The sequence below is a fragment of the Kitasatospora sp. NPDC057940 genome, assembly GCF_042887425.1.
Classification (GTDB): Bacteria; Actinomycetota; Actinomycetes; order Streptomycetales; family Streptomycetaceae; genus Kitasatospora.
This window is the reverse complement of record NZ_JBHVPH010000001.1, coordinates 88,230-106,954: the sequence shown is the minus strand read 5'-3', so window position 1 is coordinate 106,954 and position 18,725 is coordinate 88,230. Positions and strand designations below refer to the sequence as shown.

The 18,725-nt window shown below is 73.3% G+C and carries 18 protein-coding genes; 9 read left to right on the top strand and 9 right to left on the bottom strand.

All coding sequences use genetic code 11. The features are described from left to right. Positions 1–149 precede the first annotated feature (149 nt). Both ACFVTF_RS00525 and ACFVTF_RS00520 read right to left on the bottom strand, forming a co-directional pair. Positions 150–905 carry a YcnI family protein gene (locus ACFVTF_RS00525; protein WP_371517766.1) on the bottom strand — a complete coding sequence of 252 codons (756 nt, stop codon included), beginning with the start codon at positions 903–905 and terminating at the stop codon, positions 150–152. 224 nt (positions 906–1,129) lie between these two features. Then, positions 1,130–1,960: a hypothetical protein gene (locus tag ACFVTF_RS00520; protein WP_387807294.1), complete on the bottom strand. Its 831-nt coding sequence runs from the start codon at positions 1,958–1,960 to the stop codon at positions 1,130–1,132. A 229-nt stretch (positions 1,961–2,189) separates the two neighbouring features. Between ACFVTF_RS00520 and ACFVTF_RS00515 the strand changes: the two genes are divergently transcribed. Next, positions 2,190–2,825, top strand: coding sequence for an ATP-binding protein (locus ACFVTF_RS00515; protein WP_387807291.1), 636 nt, complete (start codon positions 2,190–2,192; stop codon positions 2,823–2,825). A gap of 102 nt (positions 2,826–2,927) precedes the next feature. Here the strand turns inward: ACFVTF_RS00515 and ACFVTF_RS00510 are convergent, their stop codons facing one another. Next, positions 2,928–3,893 (bottom strand): LAETG motif-containing sortase-dependent surface protein, encoded by a 966-nt coding sequence (locus ACFVTF_RS00510; RefSeq protein WP_387807288.1) that lies wholly within the window; start codon positions 3,891–3,893, stop codon positions 2,928–2,930. Between the two features lie 208 nt (positions 3,894–4,101). On the opposite strand from ACFVTF_RS00510, the gene ACFVTF_RS00505 reads away from it, so the two are divergent. Further along, positions 4,102–4,332 (top strand): hypothetical protein, encoded by a 231-nt coding sequence (locus ACFVTF_RS00505; protein WP_363368038.1) that lies wholly within the window; start codon positions 4,102–4,104, stop codon positions 4,330–4,332. Positions 4,333–4,371: 39 nt separating this feature from the next. Beyond that, positions 4,372–5,742, top strand: coding sequence for an amidase (locus tag ACFVTF_RS00500; RefSeq protein WP_387807284.1), 1,371 nt, complete (start codon positions 4,372–4,374; stop codon positions 5,740–5,742). 7 nt (positions 5,743–5,749) lie between these two features. On the opposite strand, the gene ACFVTF_RS00495 is transcribed toward ACFVTF_RS00500, so the two are convergent. Next, positions 5,750–6,391 carry a TetR/AcrR family transcriptional regulator gene (locus ACFVTF_RS00495; protein WP_387807281.1) on the bottom strand — a complete coding sequence of 214 codons (642 nt, stop codon included), beginning with the start codon at positions 6,389–6,391 and terminating at the stop codon, positions 5,750–5,752. 190 nt (positions 6,392–6,581) lie between these two features. Between ACFVTF_RS00495 and ACFVTF_RS00490 the strand changes: the two genes are divergently transcribed. The 3 genes from ACFVTF_RS00490 to ACFVTF_RS00480 all read left to right on the top strand — a co-directional run bounded on the left by ACFVTF_RS00490 (position 6,582) and on the right by ACFVTF_RS00480 (position 9,228). Further along, positions 6,582–7,448 carry an alpha/beta hydrolase gene (locus ACFVTF_RS00490; protein ID WP_387807278.1) on the top strand — a complete coding sequence of 289 codons (867 nt, stop codon included), beginning with the start codon at positions 6,582–6,584 and terminating at the stop codon, positions 7,446–7,448. Beyond that, on the top strand, positions 7,445–8,065 hold the full coding sequence (locus tag ACFVTF_RS00485; RefSeq protein WP_387807275.1) for a TIGR03086 family metal-binding protein: 621 nt from the start codon (positions 7,445–7,447) through the stop codon (positions 8,063–8,065). The genes ACFVTF_RS00490 and ACFVTF_RS00485 overlap by 4 nt, the downstream gene beginning before the upstream one ends. Before the next feature lie 341 nt (positions 8,066–8,406). After that, the gene (locus ACFVTF_RS00480; protein ID WP_371517757.1) at positions 8,407–9,228 is read left to right on the top strand and encodes an integrase; all 822 of its coding nucleotides are present in this window, start codon (positions 8,407–8,409) and stop codon (positions 9,226–9,228) included. Between the two features lie 89 nt (positions 9,229–9,317). On the opposite strand, the gene ACFVTF_RS00475 is transcribed toward ACFVTF_RS00480, so the two are convergent. Further along, the gene (locus ACFVTF_RS00475; protein ID WP_387807272.1) at positions 9,318–10,268 is read right to left on the bottom strand and encodes a pirin family protein; all 951 of its coding nucleotides are present in this window, start codon (positions 10,266–10,268) and stop codon (positions 9,318–9,320) included. Positions 10,269–10,394: 126 nt separating this feature from the next. Next, on the bottom strand, positions 10,395–10,898 hold the full coding sequence (locus ACFVTF_RS00470) for an SseB family protein (RefSeq protein ID WP_063348360.1): 504 nt from the start codon (positions 10,896–10,898) through the stop codon (positions 10,395–10,397). A 214-nt stretch (positions 10,899–11,112) separates the two neighbouring features. Between ACFVTF_RS00470 and ACFVTF_RS00465 the strand changes: the two genes are divergently transcribed. After that, the gene (locus ACFVTF_RS00465; RefSeq protein ID WP_371517755.1) at positions 11,113–12,942 is read left to right on the top strand and encodes an acyl-CoA dehydrogenase; all 1,830 of its coding nucleotides are present in this window, start codon (positions 11,113–11,115) and stop codon (positions 12,940–12,942) included. A 399-nt stretch (positions 12,943–13,341) separates the two neighbouring features. Continuing rightward, positions 13,342–14,652: a M18 family aminopeptidase gene (locus ACFVTF_RS00460; protein ID WP_371517754.1), complete on the top strand. Its 1,311-nt coding sequence runs from the start codon at positions 13,342–13,344 to the stop codon at positions 14,650–14,652. A gap of 87 nt (positions 14,653–14,739) precedes the next feature. Here the strand turns inward: ACFVTF_RS00460 and ACFVTF_RS00455 are convergent, their stop codons facing one another. After that, positions 14,740–16,554 (bottom strand): NHL domain-containing thioredoxin family protein, encoded by a 1,815-nt coding sequence (locus ACFVTF_RS00455; RefSeq protein ID WP_387807267.1) that lies wholly within the window; start codon positions 16,552–16,554, stop codon positions 14,740–14,742. A 47-nt stretch (positions 16,555–16,601) separates the two neighbouring features. Then, on the bottom strand, positions 16,602–17,576 hold the full coding sequence (locus tag ACFVTF_RS00450) for a Fic family protein (protein ID WP_387807264.1): 975 nt from the start codon (positions 17,574–17,576) through the stop codon (positions 16,602–16,604). A gap of 260 nt (positions 17,577–17,836) precedes the next feature. On the opposite strand from ACFVTF_RS00450, the gene ACFVTF_RS00445 reads away from it, so the two are divergent. Next, entirely contained in the window at positions 17,837–18,094 is a 258-nt protein-coding gene (locus ACFVTF_RS00445; protein WP_387807261.1) for a hypothetical protein, read from the top strand. 52 nt (positions 18,095–18,146) lie between these two features. Here the strand turns inward: ACFVTF_RS00445 and ACFVTF_RS00440 are convergent, their stop codons facing one another. Beyond that, positions 18,147–18,656: a GNAT family N-acetyltransferase gene (locus tag ACFVTF_RS00440; RefSeq protein WP_387807258.1), complete on the bottom strand. Its 510-nt coding sequence runs from the start codon at positions 18,654–18,656 to the stop codon at positions 18,147–18,149. Positions 18,657–18,725: the final 69 nt, after the last annotated feature.

The window sequence follows — 18,725 nt, the reverse complement described above, 5'->3', positions numbered from 1 at the left end:
GCGTCAGGGCGGCGGCGAGCGCGACGGCGGCCGCGCCGGCCAGGCGGGTGGTGCGGGTGGTGCGGAGCATGGGAGATCCGATCGTGCGGGGTGGGACCGCCGGCGAGGCCGTACCCGGGGCGTGGGTACGGCCCCGCCGGCGGGGTGGGTCAGGAGGCGGAGCCGCTGTTCCGGCGGCGCAGGCCGAGCACGCCGACGGCGGTGCCGATCACGCCGACCACGATGCCGACCACGCCGAGCACCCGGGCGGTGGAGTCGCTGGACTTGGCGTCGGCCGGGGCCGCGGCGTGGTCGGCGCTGTCGCCGTGGGCGCCCGCGGAGGGGGAGGCGGTGACGCCGCCGTGGGCGTCCTCACCGGCGGCGGCCTTGGTGAGCTTCAGGACGGGGGCCGGGTGGGCCGGCTCGGGCTGGCCGTCCTTGGACTCGTCGATCCAGCGGACGATGTCGCCGTTGTCGTAGGTCTGCAGGGTCTTGAAGACCATGCTGTCGGCGTCGGACGGCAGCGGGCCGAGCGAGACCCGGAACTCCTGGAACTGACCGGGGGCGATCTTGGTGCCGGCGTCGGCGGTCCAGGTGATCTTGGAGACGGCCTCGTTGACGTCGCTGCCGTGCACCTTGATCGGCTTGTCGAGCTTCGCCTTCTCGACGGCCGCGGTCCAGCCCGGCAGCGGCAGGGTGCGGACGGAGGCCAGCGGGTGGTCCAGCGGGAGGTTGACCTCCAGCTTCACCGTGCCGGCGGCGTCGCTCTCGTTCGGCACCCGGAAGTCGACGGCCGTGTAGCCGCCCTGGGCGGCCGCACCCGGGTTCACGGTGACGTGCGCGAACGCGGGACCGGCCAGCGCCACCACGGAGGCGGCGGCGGTGAGGGCGACGGCGGCGAGACGGCGGGTGGGAAGGGAACGCATGATGCGGTGTCTCCGATCGGAGCTCGGCGGACCGGCCCGCGTCCGGGCGACGGGAAGATCGTGCCTCGGCGGGGCCGCGCGTGGGGACGTGCTGGGGACGTGTGGGGGCGGAACCGGGGGCCGTCGGCGTGTCGGGGACACACGGGATGTCGGGGACACGCGGGACCGGCCCGGGACGCTGCGCACGACCGGGGCCCGACACGAACGGGGCGCCAGGAGCCGGATCAGTACGCGAAGGCCCCGCGCGGCGGACCGCGCCGCACCACGCTGTGCCGCAGCGCGGCACCCGCCGGAAGCGGGCTGTCCCCGTCCCGGACACCGAAGGGGCGGGCCGGACCGGCCGCGCCGAACAGGCCGCGCAGCAGCGCGGCCACCAGCACCAGCGCCGACCGCAGCGGCGCCGCCCAGTGCTCCCGGGCCGCCGAAGCGGTCACCCGCACCAGCCGCCACAGCGCCGCCTCACCGCGCCGCAGCCACCAGCCCGCCACCAGCGCGGCGGCCAGGTGCCCGGCCAGCATCGACGGCGTCATCCCGAACACGCCGCCCTGCCACCACGGGGCGACGGCGTACGCGTTCGGGTCCAGGCCCGCCGAGGAGACCAACTGCTCGGCGGTCGGGCTCCCGGGCAGGCCGGCCAGCGTGCCGGGGCGCGCCTCGTTGCAGATCAGCCGGCCCGCCACGGTCGGCAGGGTCAGCGGACCGGAGCCGCCGTGGTGCATGCCGGCCATGCCGCCGATCGCGGCGTGGCCGTTGAAGCCGTGGAACAGGCAGTGCAGCCCGAGCTGACCCGCGCCCAGCGCACCGGCGATGGCCGTCAGCGAACGCTCCCGCCCACCGCAGGCCACCGCGAGCACCAGCACCGCGGCGAAGCCCGTCGCCAACGCGGTCGGCGGCACGTTCCCGCCACCCGCCAGGGCGTGCCCGGCGGCCGCTATCAGCGTGCACACCAGGGCGAACGGGACGGCCCGGGCAAGCCGCAGGTCCCAGGCGGCGGCCCCCACCGGCGCATCCGGTGCGAGGGCGCCCGGGAGCGGGGCGGCGGGGAGGGCAGTCATGGCCGGGACATCATCTCACCGCCTACCTCGCCCGCGTGGGCAGGGTGGGAAATCCCTACGAATGCCCCGTTCGGCAGCGGCGTGCAGGCCGGAGAGTGCGCCACTCGGCACAATCCACGGCCTCAGTCCATCCGCCGAACGGGCGGCAGCGGGCCCCGGGCACGGTTCACCGCCGAATCGCCCGGAGATACCTAGTTGTATGTGGAGCCGCAGCCAGGAGGGACCTCCCGTGGACATCTGGTGGACTCTGCACCTCAAGCGCGACCCGGCCAGCGTCCCGCTGGCCCGGCGCATCCTGCTCGGTGCCATGGCGACGGCGGGCGTCGACCCGCAGATCGCCCACGACCTCGGCGTCGCCCTCAGCGAGGCCTGCGCCAACGCCGTCGAGCACGGCGCCTGCGGGCGGCCCGACGACGGCTTCCAGGTCACCGCCTCGATCAGCGGCGACCGCCTGCGGATCGAGGTCACCGACTCCGGCCCCGGCCTGCCCGGTCCCGTCGGCACCCCCGCCCCGGCGCTGCGCCGCCGCCCGGTCCCCCCGCCGCCGCCCCGCCCGGCCGCGCACCGCCGCCCCCGCCGCGGCCGCGCCACCGTCCCGGCCCGCGTCCTCACCGGCCACCAGCCCCGGCGCGACGGCCACCCCTACGACACCCACGTCCTCCCCGCTCGCCCCGCTGCGCCCACGCTGCGCCCCGTGGACCTCGACACCCTCCCGGACCTCACCGCCGAATCCGGCCGGGGCCTCTTCCTCATCCACGCCCTCACCGACCACGTCCAACTCCGCAACCACCCGCTCCGGGGCGCCATCGTGAGCTTCGACAAGATCCTCAAGTGGCAGGACGGGGCCCTGCTGCGGGCGTCCTGACGCGGCGAACCGATGACGACGCGCTGATACGACGAACTGATACGACGAACGCCGGGGGCGCGGACCACGGTCCGCGCCCCCGGCGTTCACCCGGGTGCAGGGTCAGCTGTGCGCGCCGGCCTTGCGGCGGCGCAGGACGAACACGGTGCCGGCGCCGGCCGCCAGGACGGCGGCGCCGCCGAGGGCGATCGGCAGGGTGTTGGAGTCGGCACCGGTCTCGGCCAGGTGCGGGCCCGCCGACGGCGAGGCGGAGGCCGAACCGTGGCCGGCGGCCGCGGGGGTCGTGGCGCCACCGGCCTCGGCGACCCGGAACTTGCCCTCGAAGGGGTTGTAGAACTGGGTGCAGGCGTTCGGCTTGTTGTTGGCCGGGGTGGGCACCTTGTCGTTGTCGAACGCGTCGGAGCCGGCGTCGTAGTTGGCGCCGTAGTTCCCGACCGGGGCCTTGGCGGTGGCGGCGATCCGGACCTGGTAGGTGATCTTCTCGCCCTTGGCCAGCTTGATGTCCGGCGACTGGAGGGAGCGGTCGTCGAGCTTGGCGGGCTTCCAGCCGGAGCCGGTGTTCAGCTGCACGTCGAAGAACTCGGTGCTCCACTGGACGGGGTAGTCCCCGTCGAACTCGTCGGTGACGTAGAGCGAGTTGTGGACGACGGGCAGATCGACGCCGCTGTTGTTCTGCCAGGTCACGCTCAGCTCGGCGGCCGGTCCGCCCTTGACCAGGGTGGTGCCGTACAGGCCGGAGCCGGTGACCTTGAGCAGCGGGCTCTGGTGCACGCCGCCGCTGCACCGCATGCTGTTGGTCGGGGTCGGCATCGGCAGGGTGGACGGCCGGTTGGTGGGGGTGGCCGTCGCGGTGTGGCTGGGGGTGGAGCTCGGAGTCGCCGTGGCGGGGGCGCTCGGGGTGGTGCTCGGGGCCGGGGTGCTCGGCGCGGGGGCGCTCGGGGTGGCCGTGGTGGAGGTGGGGGGCGGGGAGGAGGGGACTCCGACCGCACTCGCGCTGACGGCGCCGACCGTGGTGCCGAAGGAGAGCGCCATCAGCGCGGACGCGGCCAGAAGGCGAGAAGAGCGCACGTTGAGAAGCTCCAGATTGGGGTAAATGGGGTTGATTTCGGGCGACTTGAGGCCTCCGGCAGGGCCGTCGGCGCTGGTCGCGCCCGCGAACCTTACCGGTTGCGGGTGGCTTGTTTCGATCAGATTTGGCGCTAAGTGATCGATGCTGCCCAGCACGCCCGTTCGGCCACCGGTTGCCGGGGTGGCCGGGGGGCCGGACGATGGCCGCATGAAGCACCAGATGCGAGCCGAGTACGGGGCCGGGGGTGCGACCGGCGGGGTGCGGTTGTGGCACATGGTCCGGGGGGTGGAGAGCGTGGCGATGTGCGGCCGGGAGCTCGACCCGGGCGCGCAGGTGCGGGAGCCGGTGGACTGGGGCAAGACACCGGAGCTGTGCTGCCACACCTGCGGGGCGTACTACCTGCGCGAGACGCCGTACCTGTCGGCCGAACACCAGTAGTGCGTCCGGTGCGCCAACGGGTGGTCTACCGTGATCGGCATGGAGCAACCCCTCGCCCGGCCGCGGTCGTTGACCCGTGAGGCCGTCGGGCTGCGGTCCGGCGTACCGGACCTGTCCGAGCACGTCGACCGGTTCTGCGCGCTGGTCGAGCGGGTGGATCCGCTGATCCACGCGTTCGTCCCGGAGCCGGGGCGGCACGACCGGCTGCGCGCGCAGGCGCGGGCGCTGGCCGCGCGGCACCCCGAGCCGGCCGGGCGGCCGCCGCTGTACGGGGTGACGGTGGGGGTCAAGGACATCGTGCACGTGGACGGGCTGCCCACGCACGGCGGTTCGGCGTTGCCGCCGGGCGTCCTGGCGGGGCCGCAGGCCGTGGTGGTGGACCGGCTGCGGGCGGCCGGGGCACTGGTCGCCGGCAAGACGGTGACCGCCGAGTTCGCGGCGAGCGCGCCAGGGCCGACCCGCAACCCGCACCATCCCGGGCATACCCCGGGCGGCTCCAGCAGCGGGTCGGCGGCGGCGGTCGCGGCAGGGCTGGTGCCGCTGGCGGTCGGCACCCAGACGGTGGGGTCGGTGATCCGGCCGGCCGCGTACTGCGGGGTGGTGGGCTTCCGGCCCACGTACGGGCGGATCCCGACGGCCGGGGTGATCCCGAACGCGCCGAGCTTCGACACCCTGGGGGTGTTCACGGCCGACCTGGCCGGTGCGGCCCTGGCGGCCGCACTGCTCTGCGACGACTGGCGGGGCGACGACTGGCGGGGCGACGAGTGGCAAGGCGACGACTGGCGCGTCGGGCCGGCGGCCGGGGGCCGGCCGGTGCTCGGGGTCCCGGACGGGGCGTACCTGGAGCGGGCCGAGCCGGCGGCGCTGCGCGCCTTCGAGGAGATCCTGGAGCGCCTGGCGCAGGCCGGCCTGACGGTGCGCCGGGTGCCGCTGTTCCCGGACTTCGCCGGGATCGCCCGGCAGTTGCAGACGGTCAACCGCTTCGAGCTGGCCCGCAGTCACGCCGACTGGTTCGCCCGGTTCGGCGGCCTGTACCGGCCGGAGACGGCGGCGAGCATCCGGGTCGGCCAGGGCGTCGCGGCAGAGGACCGGGCGGCCGCGCTGCAGGCCCGGGACCGGTTGCGCGAGCGGGTCGCCCGGGCGACCGCCGAGGCCGGGGTGGACCTGTGGCTGGCGCCGTCGGCGACCGGCGGGGCGCCGGAAGGCCTGCACACCACCGGGGACCCGGTGATGTCGCTGCCGTGGAGCTACCTGGGCCTGCCCGCGCTGAGCCTGCCGGCCGGGCGGACGGCGGAGGGGTTGCCGCTGGGACTCCAGGTGGTGGGCGCAGCGGGCGGCGACGAGCGGCTGCTGGCCCAGGCGGCTTTCCTGGAAGAGGCGCTGGGCGGAGAAGCCCAGATCCTGCCCTAGAAGCTTGTTAGGCGAGCGCCGGGTCGGCCGGGTCGGTGGCCTCGGCGCGGAGCAGGCGCAGCAGGAGGCGGCCGGCCCGCTGGTAGGGAACGTCCTCGTCGTGCAGCACGGCCTGGGAGTTGGCCGTCTCCAGGAGGGCGATCAGGGCGAAGGCGAGGTCGTCGAGGTCGGTGCCGGGCCGCAGGCCGCCGGTGGCGCGGGCCTCGGCGAGGGCGTCGGCGATCATCTGGCGCCACTCGCGGGCGCAGTTGGCCAGGGCGTCCCGGACGGCGCCGGGGCGGGCGTCGAACTCGGCGGTGACCTCGTAGAAGAAGCAGCCGCCGGGGAAGATCCGGGCCCGGGAGTAGGCGAGCCAGCTCTCGCAGAGGGCGCGGGCCCGGGCGAGGCCGGGCGGGGTGTCGGCGACCGGGGCGACGACGGCGTCGGCGAAGATGCGGCGGGCGGCGCGGACGGTGGCGAGCTGGAGCTCCTCCTTGGAGCCGAAGCCGGCGAACACGCCGCTCTTGCTGAGCCCGAGGTCGGTGGCGAGGCGCCCGATGGAGAGCGCGCCGAGGCCTTCGACGGAGGCGATCGCGACGGCGCGGTGCAGCACCGCCCGGCGGGTCTCCTCGCCGCGCAGGACCCGTCCGTCCGTGGTCGATCCGGCCACCGGCCACCTCAGTTCTCGTCGTCGCCGCCGTCACCGTCGCCGTCGCCGTCGAGGTGCGTGCCGCCAGGGTAGCCCGGGGGTGGGCGGCGGACTTCCCGTCCATAAAACTGTACGAACGGTCGTGCTAATATCCGGACCGAGCACGGCCCCCGCACCCCGGCACGCCCGTCCGCACCGACAGGGAGACCGCATGGACCCGGCCCTCGCACTGGTTCGCACCGCCCTCAACACCACCTCGCACCTGGCACCCCGGCTGGCCGGCCGCGCCGCGTACGAGCTGTTCCAGCGCCCGCTGCGGCGCAGCGACGTCCGCCCCGCCGAGCGGGAGATCCACCGGCAGGCCGCCGTCGAGCGGATCGCCGTGAACGGCAAGGAGGTCGTCGTCTACCGCTGGGGCGACGGCGCCCGGCCGGTGCTGCTGATGCACGGCTGGCGCTCCCGCGCCTCGCGCTTCGCCCCCTACGTGCCCCGGCTGCGCGCGCTCGGGCTGAGCCCGGTCGCCTTCGACGCGCCGGGCCACGGAGACTCCGGCGGCCGGGCCACCACGGTGCTGGAGTACCGCGCCATCGCCGGGCAACTCCAGGACGGCTACGGCGGGTTCGAGGCGATCGTGGCGCATTCGCTGGGCGTGGCCGGGGCGTTCCTGGCGCTGCGCGAGGGAGTCCGGGCCGGGCGGCTGGTCGCCCTCGCCGGGGTCAGCGAATTCGCCTACCTGCCGGGCGCGTTCTGCGCCGGGCTCGGCCTCGGCCCGGTGATCGAGCGGGACCTGCGGCACCGGATCGAGCACGAGCTGTTCGCCGGCACCGAGGACCCGTGGCGGCGCTTCGACGCCGCGCACCGGCCCGAGGAGGTGTCGCCGCCGATCCTGGTGGTGCACGACGAGGGCGACGACGTGGTCGGAATATCGCACGCGCGGCGCCTGAAAGCCGCGTACGGTGACCGGCTGGAACTACTGGTCACCCGAGGGCTCGGCCACCGCCGGATCGTCGCCGAGTCCACCGTCATCGACAACGCGATCGGCTTCCTGTCGGCCGGTCAGGAGGTCAGTGCCGCATGAGCCGTGCCGGAGAGCTCGTCGAACTGCACGCCCGATCAATGGAGTTGGCCGCCGAGGTGGTGGACGGCCTGCGGCCGGACCAACTGGAGCTGCCGAGCCCGTGCGCGGGCTGGACGCTGCGCCGGCTGATGGAGCACATCGTCGGCCAGCACCAGGGTTTCGCCGCGGCCGCCCGCGGCGCCGGGCCCGACCTCGCACTCTGGGCCGACGCCCCGGTCGGCGACGACCCGGCGGGAGCCTTCCGCCGTACGGGCACCGAGCTCACCGCGGCGTTCCGCGAGGCCGTGGCGGCCGGGCGCGACGTCTGGCTGCCGGAGATCCAGCACGGCGGCCCCTTCCCGCTGGCGCACGCGGTCGGCTTCCACCTGCTCGACACCCTGGTGCACGGCTGGGACGTCGCGGCCGCGCTCGGTGTCCAGGCCCCGTTCACCGCCGTCGTGGACGGCGACGAGGCACTGGTGGCGACCCTGCTGGCGGTCGCCGAGGCCGTCCCGGCCGCGCCGGAGAACCGGGTGCCGGGCAAGGCGTTCGCGCCGCGCCTCGAACCGGGTGCGGCGGGCGGCCGGTTCGACCGCGCGCTGGCCCTGCTCGGGCGGGACCCGGCCTGGAAGGCCTAGGAACGCCGGTCCGGAGAGCTAGGCGTGCCGGCCGCCGCGCTGTTCGTCGGGGAAGCGCGGCCCGCCGATCAGGAAGAGCAGCGCGGCGGTCGGAAAGCCGGTGGAGGCGGCCACCAGCACGATGAACTCCCAGAACATGTCCTGCTCCTCGTCAGTCCCGGGCCGCCCGGACACCCGAAGGTGATCCCAAACCTGACAGGCCCTGATTGGCCGAATTGTCCGGTCGTTATTCGACGGTATGACCGGAATGCCCCGGCTGCCACCGGGCGGCGGGGATCGGCCCGCGCCACACCGGCGCAGGGGTCTGGGCGCGGGCCGGGGGCGGCGGCCACACTGTCGGGATGCAGCTACAGCTCGCAGGGGAAGCACGGCGGCCGGACCGCGAGAGCGAGGACTTCGCGGCGGCCTCGCCGGAGGCGCTGGTACTGCTGGACGGTGCGAGTTCGCCGACCGGCCTGGAGTCCGGGTGCCGGCACGGAACCGCCTGGTACGTCCGCCGGTTGGGCGTGCACCTGCTCGCCCGGCTCACCGACCGGGTGGACCGCTCGATCGCCGAGTGCCTGGCCGACGCCATCGTGGAGACGGCCGCGCTGCACGGCGGCCGCTGCGACCTGGGCCACCCCAACACCCCCGCGGCGATGGTGGTGGCGGCCCGCCGGCACGGCGAGTCGCTGGAGTACCTGGTGCTCGGCGACTCGCTGCTGGTGCTGGAGTACAAGGACGGCCCGCCGAAGGTGATCGGGGACAACCAGCGCTTCCCCGGCGGGGAGGAACTGCGCCGGCAGGTCTGGGCGACCGTCCCCGGTTCGGCCGAGCGGGCCGCGCTGCACCTGGAGTACGCGCTGGCCGTCCGGTCCGCCCGCAACCGGGGCAACGGTCCGTGGATCGCCGCGGCCAGCCCGAAGGCGGCCGGGCACGCGGAGACCGGCTTCGTCCGGCTGGAGCGGCTGCACGCGCTGGCCGCGCTCACCGACGGCGCCTCGCGCTTCACCGAGCGCTTCGGGCTGGGGAGTTGGGCGGACGTGCTGCGGCTGCTCGCCGAGTCCGGTCCGGGCGAACTGATCGCGCAGGTCCGCGAGGTCGAGCGGGCGGACGCAGCCTGCGAGCGCTGGCCGCGCGGCAAGGCGCACGACGACGCCTCGGCCGTCTACGCGCTGTTGTAGCGCGTGGACGGCCGAGGCGCCTGGGGCGGTGCGGTCACCGGGATGGTGCCGTCACCGGGGGCGGTGCGGTGACCGCCGGGATGGTGCCGTCAGTCGATCGGGTGGCCGAACCGGCCGGACTGGAAGTCCTGCATGGCCTGCTCCAGTTCGCGGTGGCTGTTCATCACGAACGGCCCGTACCAGGCGACCGGTTCGCGGATCGGCTGCCCGCCGAGCAGGATCACGTCCAGGTTGGGGTGGCGGGAGTCCTGCTTGGTGTCGGCGGTGATGGTGATGGTGTCGCCCTCGCCGAACACGGCCGCCTGCCCGGTGTGGACCGGGCGGCCCTCGGCGCCGACGGTGCCGTCGCCGTTGAGGACGTAGGCGAGCGCGTTGAAGTCCGGCCGCCACGGCAGGGTGACCTGCGCGCCCGGGGTGATGCTGGCGTGCAGCAGGGTTATCGGCGTGTGGGTGACGCCCGGGCCCCGGTGGCCGTCCAGCTCGCCCGCGATCAGCCGCAGGACCGCGCCGCCGTCCGGGGTGGAGAGCAGCTTGACGTGGCCGCCGTGGATGTCCTGGTAGCGCGGGGCGGCCATCTTGTCGGAGGCCGGGAGGTTGACCCACAGCTGGATGCCGTGGAACAGGCCGCCGGTGGTCACCAGCGACTCCGGCGGGGTCTCGATGTGCAGGATGCCCGAGCCGGCCGTCATCCACTGGGTGTCGCCGCCGCTGAGGTGGCCGCCGCCGCCGTGCGAGTCCTTGTGGATGAACTCGCCGTCGATCAGGTAGGTGACCGTCTCGAAGCCGCGGTGCGGGTGCCAGGGCGTGCCCTTGGGCTCGCCGGCGGCGTACTCCACCTCGCCCATCTGGTCCATCATGATGAACGGGTCGAGGTACTTGGTGTTGATCTTGGCGAAGGCGCGGCGGACGGGGAAGCCCTCGCCTTCGAAGCCCTCGGGTGCGGTCGCGACGGTGAGGACCGGCCGGGCGCTGGTGGCGGCGGGGTCCGGGGTGGCGACGCGCGGCAGGGTCAGCGGGTTGTCGACGGTCACGGCGGGCATGTCGGCCTCCTTCGGGGTGTTCCTCTGGCCTACGTCCACGAGATTAGTTCAATTCTCAACAACAAGCAAGTTGAAATTTGAACCATGTAGTGACGAAGGAGCGCGGGGCTCCTCCTCCAGGATGGGTCAGCCGTACATGCGGCGCATGGTGAAGTCGACCATCTGCTCGACGGCCTTGGCGTCGAACACCATCCGGTGCTCGCCCTCCATGTCCAGCGCGAAGCCGTAGCCGGTCGGCAGCAGGTCCAGGACCTCGGCGCCGGTGACGGTGAAGTGCTTGGAGTCCTTGCCGGCGTAGCGGCGCAGCTCCTTCAGCGAGCTGAACATCGGGATCACCGGCGTCGGCGTGTTGTGCAGCGCCAGGAAGCCGGGCCGCTCGCCGCGCGGGCAGTGCACCTTCGAGGTGATGAAGATGGCCTGGAAGTCCTCGACCGCCATCGAGCCCGTGGTGAACGCCCGGACGGCGTCCGCCAGCGACGGCGGCGAGGGCTCGGGGTAGAGGGACTGCTGGGACGCCTGCGACTGCGCGCCGTAGGCGTCGGGGCCGGGCATGCCGTTCATGCCCGGCTGCGGACCCGCCTGCTGCTGGTAGGGGTCGCCCGGGTATGCGTTCTGGTCATATCCGTACACACGGACAGGCTATCGGGAGCGCACCCGCCCGTGCGGGCGTCGATCCTGACAATGACTGGTCGTCCCGACTTGTGGGACGTGACCACGTTCATAGCGGATTCACCGCCAGGGGCTTGCCCAAGTTACCGCTGGGTAGCATCATGATGCGTACTGGTGGGTACGGGGCGCCCGAACGCGGCGGTCTCCCGGAAGCGACGAACCGGAGAAAACGGCCATGGGTCACTACAAGTCCAACCTGCGGGACGTGGAGTTCAACCTCTTCGAGGTGTTCGGTCGCGAGCAGGTCTACGGCTCCGGGCCGTTCGCGGACATGGACGTCGAGACCGCGAAGAACATCCTGAGCGAGATCTCGCGCCTCGCCGAGAACGACCTCGCCGCGTCCTTCACCGACGCCGACCGCAACCCGCCGGTCTTCGACCCCGAGACCAACACCGCGCCGGTCCCGGCCACCTTCAAGAAGAGCTACCAGACCTACATGGACGCCGAGTGGTGGCGTCTGGGCATCCCGGAGGCGATCGGCGGCCAGGTCACCCCGTCCTCCCTGATCTGGGCCTACGCCGAGCAGGTCCTGGGCTCCAACCCGGCCATCTGGATGTACTCCTCCGGCCCCGCCTTCGCCGGCGTCGTCCACGACGAGGGCACCGAGGAGCAGAAGAAGGTCGCCCAGCGGATGACCGACCGCCTCTGGGGCGCCACCATGGTCCTCACCGAGCCCGACGCGGGCTCGGACGTGGGCGCCGGCCGCACCAAGGCGATCAAGCAGGAGGACGGCTCCTGGCACATCGAGGGTGTGAAGCGCTTCATCACCTCGGGCGAGCACGACATGTCCGAGAACATCATCCACCTGGTGCTGGCCCGCCCCGAGGGCGGCAAGCCCGGCACCAAGGGCCTGGGCCTGTACATCGTCCCCAAGTTCGACTTCGACTGGGAGACCGGCGAGCTGGGCGAGCGCAACGGCGCCTACGCCACCAACGTCGAGCACAAGATGGGCCTCAAGGCCTCGAACACCTGCGAGATGACCTTCGGCGCCAAGCACCCGGCCAAGGGCTGGCTGCTCGGCGAGAAGGTCGACGGCATCCGCCAGATGTTCAAGATCATCGAGTTCGCCCGGATGATGGTCGGCACGAAGGCCATCGCCACCCTCTCCACCGGCTACCTGAACGCCCTGGAGTACGCCAAGGAGCGCGTGCAGGGCGCCGACATCTCGCAGTTCCTGGACAAGACCGCCCCGCGCGTCACCATCACCCACCACCCGGACGTGCGCCGCTCGCTGCTCACCCAGAAGGCCTACGCCGAGGGCATGCGCGCGCTGGTCCTGTTCACCGCGTCCGTCCAGGACGACATGGTGGCCGCCGGCCTGCGCGGCGAGCGCGACGAGGCCGCCGAGCGCCTCAACGACCTGCTGCTGCCGATCGTCAAGGGCTACGGCTCCGAGAAGTCCTACGAGCAGCTCGCCCAGTCCCTGCAGACCTTCGGTGGCTCCGGCTACCTGCAGGAGTACCCGATCGAGCAGTACATCCGGGACGCCAAGATCGACACCCTCTACGAGGGCACCACCGCGATCCAGGGCCAGGACTTCTTCTTCCGCAAGATCGTCAAGGACGGCGGCCAGGCGCTCACCGCGCTGTCCGAGCAGATCCAGAAGTTCCTCGGCGCGGCCGAGGGCGGCGACGCCCTGGCCGCCGAGCGCGAGCTGCTCGCCAAGGCCGTCGGCGACCTGGACGCCATCGTGGGCAAGCTGCTGGCCGACCTCACCTCGGTCGAGCAGGACGTCAAGAACATGTACAAGGTGGGCCTCAACACCACCCGCCTGCTGCTCGTCTCCGGCGACGTCGTGGTCGGCTGGCTGCTGCTGCGTCAGGCCGCGGTGGCCCTGGCCAAGCTGGAGGCCGGTGCCTCGGAGAAGGACGTCCCGTTCTACCAGGGCAAGGTCGCGGCGGCCCGCTTCTTCGCCAAGAACGTCCTGCCGACCGTCGCCCCGCAGCGGCTGATCGCCGAGGGCATCGACAACGAGATCATGGACCTGGCGGAGGAGGCCTTCTGAGGCCCTCGCCCCACCCGTCACCCGCCGCGGTGCCCCCAGGGGCGCCGCGAGGGGCGTGACACCTCTCCGACCGCCTGACAGCACCCTCACGTCGAAGGGCCCGGCTCCCGCCGGGCCCTTCGGCGTTGCCGCCCGTCCGCCCCGCACCCGTCGCCGAGTTCGCCCGTTTCGCACCTGTTGTTCGGGGGCCCGGGGCACCGGGCCGGGCATGGCGATGACCGTCCGCGACCGGCGCGGATCTCTGGGTGTACGGAGTTCGGCACGGCGTCACTTCACGGTTGTGTCCTCGTTCTGCATCCGTTGGGAGGTTCCGAATTCCCTGTCCGTGTACGGGCATATGCTCAAGGTGCGAAGCCGACTCCCCATCCGGCTTCGGCCCTCCCTCGACTCAGGAGCAGTATGTCGACCGCCGCCGCCCGCCAGGCATTCTTCGACCGGACGCACAGCGACGATCTGATCGCGTTCCTCGGCACCTCGCCGTCCCCGTACCACGCGGTCGCGAGCGCCGCCGAGCGGCTGGAGAAGGCAGGCTTCCGGCAGGTCGCCGAGACCGACGTCTGGGACGGCGCCGCCGGCGGCCGTTACCTGATCCGTGGCGGCGCCCTGATCGCCTGGTACCTGCCGGAGAGCGCCCGCCCCGAGACCCCGTTCCGGGTGGTCGGTACCCACACCGACTCGCCGAACCTGCGGGTCAAGCCGGTGCCGGACACCGGCTCGGCCGGCTGGCGCCAGGTCGCCGTGGAGATCTACGGCGGTGTCCCGCTGAACACCTGGCTGGACCGTGACCTCGGGCTCTCCGGCCGCCTCGCGCTCAAGGACGGCAGCTCGCGGCTCGTCCAGCTGGACGAGCCGCTGCTGCGGGTGCCGCAGCTCGCGATCCACCTGGACCGCCAGGTCAACGACGGCATGAAGCTCGACAAGCAGCGCCACCTCACCCCGATCTGGGGCCTCGGCCCGGTCGACGAGGGCTCGCTGATCTCGTACGTCGCCGAGCGCGCGGGCGTGGACGCCGCCGACGTGGCCGGCTGGGACCTGATGACGCACGACGTTCAGCCGGCCGCCTACCTGGGCCGCGACCGCGAGCTGCTGGCCGGCCCGCGCCTGGACAACCTGCTGTCCGTCCACGCCGCCACCGCCGCGCTGGCCGCCGTCGCCACCGCCGAGGGCGCCGCCGACCTGCCGTACATCCCGGTGCTGGCCGCCTTCGACCACGAGGAGACCGGCAGCGAGTCGGACACCGGCGCGCAGAGCCCGCTGCTCGGCAACGTGCTCGACCGCACCGTCCACGCGCGCGGCGGCACCCCGGAGGACCGCGCCCGGGCGCTCGCCGGGACGATCTGCCTCTCCTCGGACATGGGCCACGCCGTCCACCCGAACTACGCCGAGCGGCACGAGCCGGGCCACCACCCGCTGCCGAACGGCGGGCCGATCCTCAAGGTCAACGTCAACAACCGCTACGCGACCGACGGCGTCGGCCGGGCGGTGTTCGCGGCCGCCTGCGAGAAGGCCGGCGTGCCGTGGCAGTCCTTCGTGTCCAACAACGCGATGCCCTGCGGCACCACCATCGGCCCGATCACCGCGGCGCGCCTCGGCATCAAGACGGTGGACTGCGGCATCGCGGCGCTGTCCATGCACTCGGCGCGCGAACTGTGCGGCGCCGAGGACCCGTACCTGCTGGCCAGCGCGATCAAGGCGTTCCTGGAGGGCTGATCGCGGGCTGATCCCGGGTGATCCCCCCTCAACGGCGAAGGGGCCCGGCGGAGTACGCTCCGCCGGGCCCCTTCCGCGTCGGACGGGCTACTCCAGGCCGGCGAGCACCAGCGGCAGCCGGCGCGCGCCGCCGGCGACCAGCTTCACCGGCACGCCCCAGTCCTGCTGGTGCACGTGGCAGGCCGGGAACTCGATCTCCGGGTCGTCGTCGCAGGACGCGGCCATCGCCGAGACGTGCAGCACGCCCTCGGTGACCTCCTCGGAGAGGACCAGCTCGCGCGACAGGTCGCTGTCCGCTCCGGCGCCGGAGACCAGCAGCTCGGGCGGGGTCGCGCTGACCAGCAGCCGGGTGGACGGGCCGTACCGCTCGTCCAGCTTCTGGCCGCTCGGCGCCGAGAACACCACGTCCAGCCGGAACGCGCCCGGCGCGACCTCGGTGGCCGCCCGCTGGGTGCGGTGCGCGACCGACTCGACCCGCACCGCCTCCTCCGGCAGCCGCAGCCTGGTCAGCCGGTGCCGGGCCGACTCGACCACCACGATGTCCCCGTCCACCAGGACGGCGCCGGACGGCTCGCGCAGATCGGTGGCCAGCGTGGTGACCTCGCCGCTCGTCGGGTCGAAGCGGCGCAGCGCGTGGTTGTAGGTGTCGCTGATCGCCACCGAGCCGTCCGGCAGCACGGTGACGCCCAGCGGGTGCTGGAGCAGCGCCTGGGCGGCCGCGCCGTCCCGGTGGCCGAAGTCGAAGAGGCCGGTGCCGACGGCGGTGTGGACCGTCCCGGTTTCACGTGAAACCCAACGGATCGAGGAGGTCTCCGAGTCGGCCACCCACAGCCGCTCGCCGTCCGCCGAGACCGCCAGACCGGACGGCTGGGCGAACCAGGCCTCGCCGACGGGCCCGTCCACCAGGCCCTCGTTGGTGGTGCCGGCCGCGACGCCGACCGTGCCGGCGGCCGGGTCGTACGCCCACAGCTGGTGCACGCCGGCCATCGCGATCCACACCCGGCCGTCGAACCAGGCGACGTCCCACGGCGAGGAGAGGTCCACCTCGCGGGCCGGGCCCTCGGTCGCCGAACCCTGCCACCACTGGCGGCCGGTGCCCGCCAGCGTGGTCACGGAGCCGTCCGCCAGCCGCACCCCGCGCAGCGCGTGGTTGACGGTGTCGGCCACGATCACGTCGAACTCCGAGCCCTCCGGCAGCAGCGCCAGCCCCTGCGGCTCGCTGAACCGGGGGCTGGTGCCGTCCACCAGGCCGCGCTGCCCGTCGCCGATCCGGCGGACCACCGTCTCGCCGTCCTCGGCCAGCTCCACCAGCGAGTGGTGGCCGGAGTCGGCGACCAGGAAGTGCCCGTCGGGCAGCCGGACCGCCTTGCCCGGGAACTTGAGGTCCCCCGCGGTCGGCTCCGGCGCCACGTACGGGCCGTCGCCGCGGCGCAGCGTGCCCTTCGCCGCGTGCTCGGCCTCCAACTCCTCCACCAGCCGCGCGATCGCGTGCGCGTGGCCCTCGCCCGCGTGCTGGGCGACCACGTACCCCTCCGGGTCGATCACCACCAGCGTCGGCCAGGCCCGCACGGCGTACTGCTTCCACGTCGCCAGCGCCGGATCGTCCAGCACCGGGTGGTGCACCTCGTACCGGGCGACCGCGTCCACCACGGCCTGGTGGTCCGCCTCGTGCACGAACTTCGGCGAGTGCACCCCGACGATCACCACGGTGTCCCGGTGCTTCTCCTCCAACTCCCGCAGCTCGTCCAGGACGTGCAGACAGTTGATGCAGCAGAACGTCCAGAAGTCCAGGACGGTGATCTTGCCCCGGAAGTCGGCGAGCGTCAGCTCCTTGCCACCGGTGTTCAGCCAACCGCCTGCCCCGACCAGCTCGGGGGCGCGTACACGTGCACGAGATGCCATGCCTCAATCAAACCGCACTACGCCTGCGCGCATTCCGGCGCCGGGTGTCATGCCGTGGAGCGCGGCCTGCGCTGATGTTTGGCGGCCTTGTAGGCGGCAACGGATTTGCGTGACGAGCGCCAGACTCCGTCGGGGCCCTGGACGGCGTTCAGGCGACCACGCTGTGCCGCCTGCCGGAGCGCTGCGAGGGACAGCTCTTCATCGACAAGTGCGGCGAGCGGGACCATCCTCGCCGGGCCGGCCACGTTGGGGACGATGAAACGGTTGAGATTGTCTTCCATCGCCCTGGCGATCAGCTCGCCGAGGGTGCCGCAGTCTCCTGCGTCCGCCCTGCGCAGCGCGGCAAGGTAGGCGTCCCGCTGTCGCTTGAAGATGATGATCGGCGGATATCCGAGGCGGACGAGGACCAGGTTCATGACGATTCGCCCGGTCCGGCCGTTGCCGTCGAGGAACGGGTGAATCCGTTCGAACTGGTTGTGGATGCGGGCCAGTTCCTCGGGAAGTGGGCGGGCGAGCTCCGCGCTCTTCTCGATCAGTTGGCCGAGAGCGCAGACCTCGGTGACCCACTGCTCGACCTGCGCCGGCACCAGCGGCCAGCGTGGCGGCGTCATTCCTTCGGCGAAGGGGGCGATGTCGTGTTCGCGGAAGTTGCCGGGGCCTTCGCGGTCGCCCGCCTCCGGGTGAGGGGAGACGTTCCACACCGGAGTCATCGCCGTGTGGTGGATGTGGCGGATCTCGCCGAGGGTGATGAGGCGGCCGTCATGCCAGGCGTCGGGTTCCAGCGCCTGGCCGTAGACCCAGCGGGCGGCGTCGGCGTATCCCTGGACCTCATTGTACTCGCTGAGCGGCTTCGCTCCGACGGCTCGACCTTGATCGAGGAGCGCTTGCACCTCGCGCAGGACCAGCGTGTTTCCCTCAAGTGCGGTGGAGTGGTGTGCTTCCTGGTGCCAGATGTCGTCCCAGATCTCCTGGGCTTCTCTGGGGCTGGGGAGTCCGCCGAAGCGCTCGTTCAGCTCGGTCAACGCGCCGGCGAGTCGGTTGTAGACGGTACTGCGGCTGGGCCTGCCTCGTCCGGCCAACGTCGCTCTCCCCAGAGTTGATACATGCCGTGAGTGGCTAATTGAACTTATCAACTCCGGGGGCCGCCGAGGGGCTGACCGGTACATGTTGGTCCTGGGGCGGCAAGGGCGGCATTCCGGGGCGGCGGTCGTGGTGGGGGTGCGGGCAGGGGGCTGGGCGTGTCGGCGGGGTGGGGGCGGGGGGTCGTGCTGTCGTTGTCCGCATGGTCACCTCACCCCTGCTCCGGTCGGCCCTGACGGTCGCGACCGCTGTCCTGCTCGCCACCGGTGCCGGCGCCGCCTCGGCGGCGGCCGCCGCCCGGCCTGCTCCGCGTGACGTCACCGCGGAGCAGTGCCAGGACGCCGGGGGGTGGGTGGAGGGCTCCGGGTACTGCGTGGGGGCCGAGGGCGACGACTACTGGGGGCAGCCGATCGACGGGCAGGCCGTCAACCCGCATCCGGCGCCGGGCGAGGAGGACTGAGGGCGTCAGGTCCGGGGCCGGGTCCGGGTCCGGGTCTGGGTCAGGTCGGCGGTCAGGGTCGGGGGAGCTCCGTCTGCCAGCGGGTCTCGCCGTCCTGCTGCTCGTCGGTGGGGGTGAGGCCGAGGGCCCGGGCGACGGCGGCGGAGGCGTGGTGGTCGGGGTGGATGTGGGCGGTGACGGTGCCGACGCCGGTGGCGGCGAGGTGGGAGAGCAGGGCGCGGGCGGCCTCGGTGGCCAGGCCGCGGCCCTGCCAGGGGGTGCCGACCACCCAGGCGAGCTCGGCGGCCTCGGGGCGGACGGTGGTCTGGACGTAGCCGGTGAGGCGGCCGTCGGCGCGCAGCCGCAGCGCCCAGTTGCCCCAGGTCTCGGCGGGGTCGGGGGAGCCGGCGGCGAGCCGGGCGTAGCGGACGCGCAGGTCGTCGGCGGTGGCCGGGGAGCCGCCGGTGAAGGCGTGCAGGGCGGGGTCGGCGAGGGCGGCGGCCAGCTCCTCGGCGTGCTCGGGGCCGATCGGGAGGAGGTCGAGGCGCTCGCTGTGCAGCGGGGCGGTGGGGTCGGGACGCATGCCGCCATTGAACGCCCGTGTGCGGCGGTGCTTCCCGGCGGGCGGGGGGATCGGGTCGAATGGGGGTCA

Bases quoted from the DNA above. Each gene is read 5' to 3' on its own strand.
- ACFVTF_RS00475 (WP_387807272.1), bottom strand. From the start codon at position 10,268: ATGCCCGCCGTGACCGTCGACAACCCGCTGACCCTGCCGCGCGTCGCC.
- ACFVTF_RS00460 (WP_371517754.1), top strand. From the start codon at position 13,342: ATGTCGACCGCCGCCGCCCGCCAGGCATTCTTCGACCGGACGCACAGC.
- ACFVTF_RS00490 (WP_387807278.1), top strand. From the start codon at position 6,582: ATGGACCCGGCCCTCGCACTGGTTCGCACCGCCCTCAACACCACCTCG.
- ACFVTF_RS00465 (WP_371517755.1), top strand. From the start codon at position 11,113: ATGGGTCACTACAAGTCCAACCTGCGGGACGTGGAGTTCAACCTCTTC.
- ACFVTF_RS00520 (WP_387807294.1), bottom strand. From the start codon at position 1,960: ATGACTGCCCTCCCCGCCGCCCCGCTCCCGGGCGCCCTCGCACCGGAT.
- ACFVTF_RS00445 (WP_387807261.1), top strand. From the start codon at position 17,837: ATGGTCACCTCACCCCTGCTCCGGTCGGCCCTGACGGTCGCGACCGCT.
- ACFVTF_RS00480 (WP_371517757.1), top strand. From the start codon at position 8,407: ATGCAGCTACAGCTCGCAGGGGAAGCACGGCGGCCGGACCGCGAGAGC.
- ACFVTF_RS00455 (WP_387807267.1), bottom strand. From the start codon at position 16,554: ATGGCATCTCGTGCACGTGTACGCGCCCCCGAGCTGGTCGGGGCAGGC.
- ACFVTF_RS00505 (WP_363368038.1), top strand. From the start codon at position 4,102: ATGAAGCACCAGATGCGAGCCGAGTACGGGGCCGGGGGTGCGACCGGC.
- ACFVTF_RS00440 (WP_387807258.1), bottom strand. From the start codon at position 18,656: ATGCGTCCCGACCCCACCGCCCCGCTGCACAGCGAGCGCCTCGACCTC.
- ACFVTF_RS00500 (WP_387807284.1), top strand. From the start codon at position 4,372: ATGGAGCAACCCCTCGCCCGGCCGCGGTCGTTGACCCGTGAGGCCGTC.
- ACFVTF_RS00525 (WP_371517766.1), bottom strand. From the start codon at position 905: ATGCGTTCCCTTCCCACCCGCCGTCTCGCCGCCGTCGCCCTCACCGCC.
- ACFVTF_RS00485 (WP_387807275.1), top strand. From the start codon at position 7,445: ATGAGCCGTGCCGGAGAGCTCGTCGAACTGCACGCCCGATCAATGGAG.